The organism is Psychromonas sp. (assembly GCF_041586535.1).
GTDB lineage: Bacteria > Pseudomonadota > Gammaproteobacteria > Enterobacterales > Psychromonadaceae > Psychromonas.
On record NZ_JBFGZY010000028.1, the window covers coordinates 21064 to 30200 of the forward strand.

6 protein-coding genes are annotated in these 9137 nt (G+C 40.6%); 5 read left to right on the top strand and 1 reads right to left on the bottom strand.

Going from position 1 to position 9137, the window contains the following annotated elements:
* The first annotated feature begins 89 nt into the window (after window positions 1-89).
* Window positions 90-1868, top strand: a complete 1779-nt coding sequence (locus tag ABZA00_RS04990) for a protein kinase (RefSeq protein ID WP_372881041.1) — start codon at window positions 90-92, stop codon at window positions 1866-1868.
* On the opposite strand, the gene ABZA00_RS04995 is transcribed toward ABZA00_RS04990, so the two are convergent.
* On the bottom strand, window positions 1865-2938 hold the full coding sequence (locus ABZA00_RS04995; RefSeq protein ID WP_372881042.1) for an endonuclease/exonuclease/phosphatase family protein: 1074 nt from the start codon (window positions 2936-2938) through the stop codon (window positions 1865-1867). The two genes, ABZA00_RS04990 and ABZA00_RS04995, sit on opposite strands and share 4 nt — an antisense overlap.
* A gap of 493 nt (window positions 2939-3431) precedes the next feature.
* Between ABZA00_RS04995 and ABZA00_RS05000 the strand changes: the two genes are divergently transcribed.
* The 4 genes from ABZA00_RS05000 to ABZA00_RS05015 all read left to right on the top strand — a co-directional run bounded on the left by ABZA00_RS05000 (window position 3432) and on the right by ABZA00_RS05015 (window position 8552).
* Window positions 3432-4367, top strand: coding sequence for a transporter substrate-binding domain-containing protein (locus tag ABZA00_RS05000; protein ID WP_372881043.1), 936 nt, complete (start codon window positions 3432-3434; stop codon window positions 4365-4367).
* 697 nt (window positions 4368-5064) lie between these two features.
* The gene (locus ABZA00_RS05005) at window positions 5065-5988 is read left to right on the top strand and encodes a DUF808 domain-containing protein (RefSeq protein WP_372881044.1); all 924 of its coding nucleotides are present in this window, start codon (window positions 5065-5067) and stop codon (window positions 5986-5988) included.
* An 85-nt stretch (window positions 5989-6073) separates the two neighbouring features.
* Window positions 6074-7981: an AsmA family protein gene (locus ABZA00_RS05010; protein ID WP_372881045.1), complete on the top strand. Its 1908-nt coding sequence runs from the start codon at window positions 6074-6076 to the stop codon at window positions 7979-7981.
* 445 nt (window positions 7982-8426) lie between these two features.
* The gene (locus ABZA00_RS05015) at window positions 8427-8552 is read left to right on the top strand and encodes a hypothetical protein (protein WP_372881046.1); all 126 of its coding nucleotides are present in this window, start codon (window positions 8427-8429) and stop codon (window positions 8550-8552) included.
* The last annotated feature ends 585 nt before the right edge of the window (window positions 8553-9137 follow it).

A 9137-nucleotide genomic window follows, 5' to 3' on the forward strand; every position in this document is an offset into this window, starting at 1 on the left:
GTCTGTTGACCTTAGTGTATTATCAATAAGGCGCTTCAAGACCCGAGTTTTGAAGCGCCTTATTGATCAAATAATATAAGCGTAACCCTATGAAAAAAAGTGTAAGTCACCCCCCGCAAGTGAGCCAAAAACTTGAACTGTGTATCGGAGGTTACTCTGATATCGGCACAAGAGAGATTAACCAGGATGCCTTTGCAGTTAAGGTACCGACTTTACATTCAGAGCAAAAATATAAAGGTATTGTGGCAACAATTGCTGACGGTGTAAGCTGCAGTAACAGGAGCCAAAATGCCAGTCAAACCAGCGTAAGCCAATTTATTGAAGAGTATTACAGCACACCGGAAAGCTGGAGTGTAAAAATGGCAGCGGGTAAAGTACTCAACTCGCTCAATGATTGGCTGTTTCAGCAAAATCATGTCGATGAACTCCGTCATAACGGGATGATCACCACTTTTACCTCGGTTATTTTTAAATCAACCAGTGCTTATATTTGTCACGTCGGTGATAGTCGAGTTTATCGTTATCGCGATGGCCTTCTGGAACAACTCAGCAAAGATCATACGCGTACTTTATACGGAAAAAACAGCGTATTAGTGCGTGCTTTAGGGATGGATAACCGCCTGGATGTGGATTTTCAGCGCCTGGACCTGCAGGTCGGTGATCTGTTTCTGCTGTCCACTGATGGCATCCACGACTGGCTAACTGAAAAACAGCTAAGCGAACAGCTTGCCAGTCTGCAGGGAAGCCCATTAACCTCAGCACAACTTGAATCCGCGGCCCGGAATCTGGCTGATCTAGCCAGTGAACAGCAGAGCAGTGATAATTTAACCTGCCTGTTGCTGCAGGTAACCAGCCTACCTTTGCTCGATGTTAATGAATTATACCAACGCTTAACCCATTTAACTATCCCTCCGGCTTTGCAGCGCTGTAATGAAATTGACCGCTTTATTATCGAAAGGGTATTACATGAAGGACCGCGCAGCCATGTCTATCTGGCTATTGATCAGGAGGATCAGCAACGAGTCGTTTTAAAAATGCCATCGCAGAATTTTACCGATGATCTGGTTTATCTCGATGGTTTTGCTAAAGAACGCTGGGTCGGGCGAAAGCTCAATGATCCGCGCATCATGAAAATTCTGCCAAGAATAAATTCTTCTCCCTTTTTGTACCATATCTGTGAATACATTGAGGGCATTACCCTGCGTCAGTGGATGTATGATAATCCAAAACCGCCTTTAGAGGTGGCACGGGAAATTATCCGCAATATCATCAGTTGTGCAAGAGTCCTGCAACGAGCAGGTTTAGTACACCGTGATTTTAAACCGGAAAATATTATGGTGCTACCGGATCGTTCGATTAAATTGATTGATTTCGGTACTATACAAATTGATGCTCTGGATGAAATTGCAGCTGCTCCTTCTGAGGATCAGCCTTTAGGCGCGACGGATTATATTGCCCCGGAATATTTAAACGGTGAAAAAGCCACGACTTTTTCCGATCTATTTTCCATTGCCGTTATCGGATATGAACTGCTCACTGGTGAACTGCCTTACAAATCATTACAAACGCAATCAATACAGCGGGTACGTGATATGAGCTGGAAATATCGTCCTATCGGTCAGTTCCGCGCAGATCTTCCAACCTGGATTGATCCGGTCTTTAAAAAAGCGACCCACCCTATGGCCGGACAGCGCTATCAGGCGCTGAGTGAATTTACCACCGATCTCTACACTCCTAACACGGAATTAATCGGAGCCCGTGAACAGAGCCCGTTAATTGAGCGTAATCCGGTGAGATTCTGGAAGATTTTATCCGCCTTTTTATTTTTTATCTCCCTGATAGAACTATTTTTTCTGCTCGCCGGTTAAGAACGTAACTGTAGTGTTATTAAAACAACGGCGTGATCGGTACTTTCGCCATCGCGTTCAAAAACAGGATTGATTAAATGCCGATCGCAGGTCTGGTGTTCACAAACTTCAAATAAGCTTAAATGATAATTAGCATCGAATTCCCGGGATAATAAAATATAATCCAAGACGGAGCTTGATTCACCGAAATAATGAGTCGGCTTACGTGGCGCTGGTCCGCTATTATCAGTCGATTGGAACAGATCCCAGGCATCTTTCAGGCAATATTTGTCAAGATAACTATCACTGTCATATTTTGACGTAAAACGCAGCGTATCGGTAACCAGGTGGCTTAATACCCCGTCAGCCAGGGTATTGTTAAAATCGCCCATTAAGATCATCGGCTGTCCGGTTTCCTCCCGCCTGACAATCATATTAACCATTAACAAAGCCGCTTCACTGCCGCGTTGAATGGTGGAACCCCAGCCACCAGCCACTTGTGCTTTCAGTTTTTCGATAATGTTTTTTTCAGATGAGAGCTCTGAACTGTTTTCATGCTCAAGGAGTGAGCGCTTAGATTTAAAGTGCACCACATAACAGTCAGTGTCACCAATATGCGGTAACTTAATGGTGGCACGTAATATCTGCCTGCTAAAGGAGAAATCTTCTTTGAGCCCCATTGCCATAGCAAGTCTTTGGTCCGGACAAACAGCCTGAATATCAACAATAGGATATTTTGATGCAATCGCCACCACCGGACTGCGGCAGATAAAGTCATCAATCACTTCCATTTGATCGACTACCTGAAAAAACTCATATCCCAACCCTGTAACTAATTCAGACAATGAATCGCTACTGAACACTTCCTGAAAACCAATCACATCAGGTTTAAATTCATTAATATAATCCGTTATCCACTGCTGTTTTTTAGTCCATTGCTCAGCACTGTAAATCCGCTCAAAATCATAAAACGCCAAAGGCGGTTGAAGATAATTAAACAGATTAAAAGTCGCAATCTTGATAAATGAATCGGGCACAAATTCAGGAGAGGTAGTCAGTAACTTAATTTCAGAGGCTTGCTTAGATGACAAATTATTTTTCCGGTTATGATTAAGTGATCAGTATAGCGGAAATTACCGGGAAGCCGGATTCTTTTTATTCTCTTTCCTGCTAGGAAAAACTGTTCAGCAACGTTGCTTTGCCATCTCCAGTTACTGAATTGCTTTATCTTCAGCCCACTTATCTATATAATTTACTCGATTTAAAATTACATTTATATCAACGAGTTGTGTTTTTATATTGGTAAATGTAAGACACTGAGAAATATATTTTAACTCTCTGAGCAGCCCAACAGAATTATATTTCCAGCAAAAGCTAAATTTGTAAAGCACCCAAGTAACTGACAGATAACGAGACAGTGTTAGTACAGGCAATAGTTTGACTCACTTCGCAAAGGATTTGCGTGATTGCTCTTTACAACCAGCACCCCCGGTTTTTGTTTATTATTGAATAAAGAATAAGTGATTCTTAGGATCTTTTTTTAATAAAGCAAATCTGTTTTTATTGAATATTCAGGGAGAGAAAATGGCGTTAAATTTACCGTTCAAAAAACTACTGCAGATAACCCTATTCTGTTCTATGGGATTTTCCAGTCCGCCAACTATTGCAGGCGATCTCGATAATATTAAAGCTTCCGGTGTATTACGGCATCTTGGTGTGCCCTATGCAAATTTTGTAAAACAATTTCCAAAAGACAATACCTATATCGAAACCGGTTTCGATATTGAGTTGATCCAGGGCTTTGCAGACCACCTTGGTGTTGATTATCAGTTTGTTAAAGGAGATGGGCATAATATAATTGGCCAGTTGATCGGACAAAATATTGAATATACAGATGGGCAGATTGTTTATCTTGACAATGAAAAAATTCAAGGCGATCTGATTGCCAGCGGAGTCACCAACCTTGAATGGCGCAAAGCACTTTTCGATTTTTCAGACGATTATTTTCCAGCTGGGGTGTGGTTATTTGCACGCGTAGATTCGCCAATGCAGCCTATTCAACCTAGCGGCTCTATCGTGGAAGATATCAAGCAGGTAAAAGCCCAGCTGGCCGGCCGGGATGTCCTTGGTCAAAGACAAACTTGTCTGGATCCCGATCTCTATCATCTTAAATCGAGCGGCGCTAATGTCATTTTACCAAACCCACCACTTAGGTCTGCATTTATGATCCCGGCAATACTCGCCTGGGAGGCTGAAAGCACCTTACTGGATGTCGTGGATGGGCTGGCGGCACTTGAAAAGTGGGCGGGTGAAATTAAAGTAATTGGGCCGATTTCAGAAGAGCAACGCCTGGCCGTTGCATTTCGTAAAAACTCACCTGAATTACGTCAAGCCTTTAATGCTTATTTAAAAGTGATTCGCGCAGACGGAAGATATCTCGAAATGGTCAAAAAATATTATCCGGAAGTTTTCAATTTTTATCCCGATTATTTTACCATAGGCAATGAATCGGATGCTTAAAAAGATCCGCGCGCCTCGTTAGCTTATACATTGTTATGTGACTTCTCACCGCCTTATCAGGCGATGCTTCTTGTTTCGTAGGCTATAGCTCGAAATATCGAGTCTTACATAAGCCTTCACAAGCAGACACGACCGTCCAGCCGCGTCGGTAACTTTAAACTGCTGCTCCAAACGGTTCCCTTGCCACAATCTGCAACTAGGCTATGTGGGGTCTTCTTGGTCAGTCAGTAGAAAATTTGTTTTTACTTTCTGCACTTGGTTTTCGTTACAGGATTAACGATTTTAGCACACATCAAGTGCTATTGCACTTTCGCCTTATATCCCCGCCCTAAAAACAAGGGCGGGGATATAAGGCTATTTTGCTAAAAAGGTTATGACAACGTCAAATACTTAAACGATTCCTTTATCGGCCTTGCTCAGGACAATGGTCTCAACTTGATTTAAAAATGGTCTTGGAAAACATATTTAAAAATACCTATGTAAGCTTATCATAGGTATTTTTTATTTCTGTTATTAAGAAAAAGTGAACGCTCTTGCCGGCACAAAGCCCCTGCGTATTAACTACTATTATTTTTCCCTAATCTCTCCTATTCTTTCACAACACATTGATTATTTATGAATAATAAGTATAAATAACAGTATGTAATCCCCTACTCAGTATGTTTAGGGCTTTGCTTACAGGATAACAGGAGATTACATGGCAGGATTGACTTTATTAACCCTACTTGATGATATTGCATCTGTTTTGGATGATGTAGCGGTTATGTCTAAAGTTGCTGCCCGCAAAACGGCAGGAGTGCTAGGTGATGATCTCGCCTTAAATGCACATCAGGTTAGCGGTGTAAAAGCTGAACGGGAAATACCCGTCGTCTGGAGCGTCGCGAAAGGCTCATTTATCAATAAATTAATTTTGGTACCTGCAGCCCTGTTGATCAGTGCCGTTGCCCCCTGGCTGATCCTTCCTCTGTTATTATTAGGTGGTTTATACCTTTGCTTTGAAGGAGCGGAAAAGGTATTTGAAAAATTTTTTCACCAACAGGATAAAAAATACCCGCTAGCTAAGCAAACAGAGAATTCCCCCGCAGAGGTAAGCGCATATGAAAAGAAAAAAATAAAGGGAGCCATCAGAACTGACTTTATCCTATCGGCTGAAATTATCGCGATTGTATTGGGTATTGTACAGCAGCTGCCTTTCTTCACCCAGGTGCTGGTTATGAGCTTTGTTGGTATTTGTGTCACCGTATTGGTCTATGGCCTGGTTGCAGGTATTGTTAAATTAGATGATCTGGGTTTCTATTTGCAGGAAAAAAGCGCCGGCAAAGGCATCCTGAATGTAATGGGTAACGGCCTTATCGCCTCGGCGCCAAAATTAATGAAACTGTTAACCATCGTTGGTACCGTTGCCATGTTCTTAGTCGGTGGCGGAATTGTTACCCATAGCATCCCCACTATTCATCATTTACAGGAAAGCATCATTGCCAGTTTACCGGATATTGATTACTTTTCGGCAAGTTATTCAACCATAGGCAATGGTTTAGTAGGTATGCTAAGTGGATTTATAGTACTTTTATTGATCACTCTGCTGCATCAATTAAAGACAAATTTCAGCAGGGAAAAGTAATACAGCACTATAAAATTCTAATAATAAAATCACTCTTGTTGTAAGAGTTCATAATTAAATACGTTGCAGCAATAAGGAAAATTCAATGAAACTCATTCTTAAATTATTCGCCGGGCTGGTAGTTATTTTTCTACTCGCCGCAGTTGTTTTAGTGGTAACAATAGATCCCAATGATTATAAGCAACAGATTCAAGCCCAGGTCAAAAATACCATTAACCGGGATCTGTCTATCAATGGCGATATCAGTTGGGCGTTTTATCCGCAGTTAGCCTTTAGCAGCGGTGAGATTGAACTGCATAATCCGGATGGATTTAATCGCAAAAATCTGCTCAAAATTGATCAGGCTATGGTTGGTATCAATATATTACCGTTATTAAAAGGCCAAATTCAAATTGGCGAAATAACATTAAACGGTCTGGTTTTGAATCTGATCACCAATAAAGACGGTAGCTCAAATCTGGATAATATGGGTAACACTACCAGCAAATCAGATGCAAAAGAACAAACAGTTACGCCGACAACAGATCCAGGTAAGACGCAAGAAAGTGTTTTTTTTGCTCCGGAAAATCTGCAGTTAGCAGGTGTTAATATCAATGATGCACAAATTGAAATCCAAGATCTGAAAGCAGGCACAACAAACAAAGCTGACATAAAAAAAATTCATCTGGGTAAATTTTCACCGGGTCAGGAAACAGATTTATCCATGCAGACGGATGCCATTATCGACGCCATGGTTGCTGAGTTAAACTTACAATCAAAATTACTGGTATCGGCGGATTTGACAACAATAGAGTTGAAGCAACTTGCCCTTAGCGCTTTATTAACCGGGGAAGATCTGCCCAATGGTAAAATAAACAGCTCAGTCAATGCGGATCTCAAATATAACCTCGACAGCATGAAAGCGGAACTGAGTAACCTGTTAGTGAAGCTGGATCAGATCCAACTCTCCGGTAATCTTTCTTTACAAACCAAGAATTTAACCACGGTACGCTTCGCCCTGAAAGGCAATCAGTGGGATCTGGCACCTTATTTACCCCAGTCTGAACAAACAGAGACGGCAGAAAACAGTTCCGGCAAAACAGCCGGCAAGAACACACAGGAACAAGAGCCGGATCTGAGTATATTAAATAGCCTGGATGTTGACGGTACGCTATCCATCGAAGGGATCCAAGCCTCCGGTCTGACAATTGGAAAAATTGACTCAAAAATTATTATTAAGAAAGGTAAAGCACAGCTAACACCATTAACCGCCGAGCTTTACCAGGGTTTTTTGAATGTCGATGCCAGCCTTGAAAATAACCGTGGGTTAAACAGCTACCAGATAGCGAGTAATCTGAAAGACGTACAGATACGTCCTCTGCTGATCGATGCAGCCAAAATCGATTACCTGAGTGGTACAACTGCGTTTAACTTTGCCGGTAAAGGACAAGGATTAACGGCAACTAAAATAAAAACAGGGCTAACAGGCAATGGTGATTTTAAACTAACCGATGGTGAGTTATACGGTGTTAACATTCCTCAGGAAATACGTATCTTAAAAGCCAAACTTCAGGGGAAAGCACTGCCGACTGAAGCGGATATCAAAAAAACCGACTTTGCATTATTATCCGGAAATTTCACTGTCAAAAACGCTATTGTAGATAATCAGAAGTTATTGATGCTCTCCCCCGTAATACGCCTTGATGGCAGCGGTTTAGCTGATATTTTAAAGGAAACATTAGACTACCGTTTAAGTGTTACACCTTTATCAAAGAGCAGTGAAGAAACTGCACAAACTGATCTGGATGGTCTCTCCATCCCATTGCTGATTAAAGGCTCATTCACAGATCCAAAATTTTCGCTGGACACTCAGGGGGTTATTAAAGAGAAACTTGATGCTGAGAAAAAACGTTTAGAAGAGAAAATTAAAAAAGAATCTGAGCAGAAAATTGAAGAAGAGAAAAAAAAATTAGAAGACAAATTAAAAGGTAAAATTAATAAATTATTCGGTTAATTAATCTTCTACTATTAACTTTAGAAAAAGCCCTGAGAACAAACAGCGCCAGGGCTTTTTAGCACACCATAATCCTGCACCTTAAAAAAAGAAAGCCTTTGCCTCAATAACTCACTGCTGATTCTCCAGAATGTTCAAACTTTGCTATTTTCACCATTGAGATAGGTTATTTATGGTTAAAATAAATATTTCAGATTCTGAAACCCCAAAAGAATCCGTAACTTAATTACCAAAAATACAATAAATAGCCTGTAAAAATCTTTCCTAACAAAATTTTAGGTAATTTAATTACAAATAAACTTGATCAATGTCCCATTTATTTGTATTATTAACCCAGATTTAAAAATCTGAAGTCACCAAACAAGCCACTTTAGGTAATTAAACAACATTTATAAAGCAGTCCACTCTACCAGGCAGATTAATTAAAAAATAAAAGGAAATAAAGATGAAAGATATTAAACAAATAAAACAAGTAGCATTAACAATCGAAAAAAAGGCTAAAACTCGTAAAATGGTCAATCGTGCCTTTGCAACACTACGTACAAGTTTTGATTTTACTTACCAGGACTAATAACAACTTAAAGGGCTATATGCCCTTTAGTTGTTATTAACAGCTCCCCTCACCCCTCCATCACTTCAATTTTCTGACATTAATTCCATCACTTAATAAGATACCTGGCTCCCACAGAATGCTAACTGCCCGCCCCGTGATCATCGATAAAACCGCGATTAACCCGAATACGGGAATAACTCCTTTGAATATCCCCTGTTGTGCCATTCAATACTGACAGCAATCGATATAACTTACTGCATTACTGCATTACTGCATTACTGCTTCAGAATAATACAGGATGACAAGTGGCCACTCGCAGACCACAAAAAAGCTGAAATGCCGTCTCTGTAAGAAAATATTACCCAATGGGGTTGCTGTTATGGAACTGCGGAGATTGAGAAGAACTGTTCATTTAGCAGAAATTAATACCAATTCCGTTAATTAGATGATCTGTTTAGGCGCAGGAAAAATGGATGAAAGCAAGGCATTGATTGCAGTAACTAGTTGTTCTAATTGCACAAAATCGTATGGAACGATTTTGAACAGCTTTAGCTGGCCACAAAGTGGTGAAGAACAGGACGTTCTGAATCAAATCAATAACAA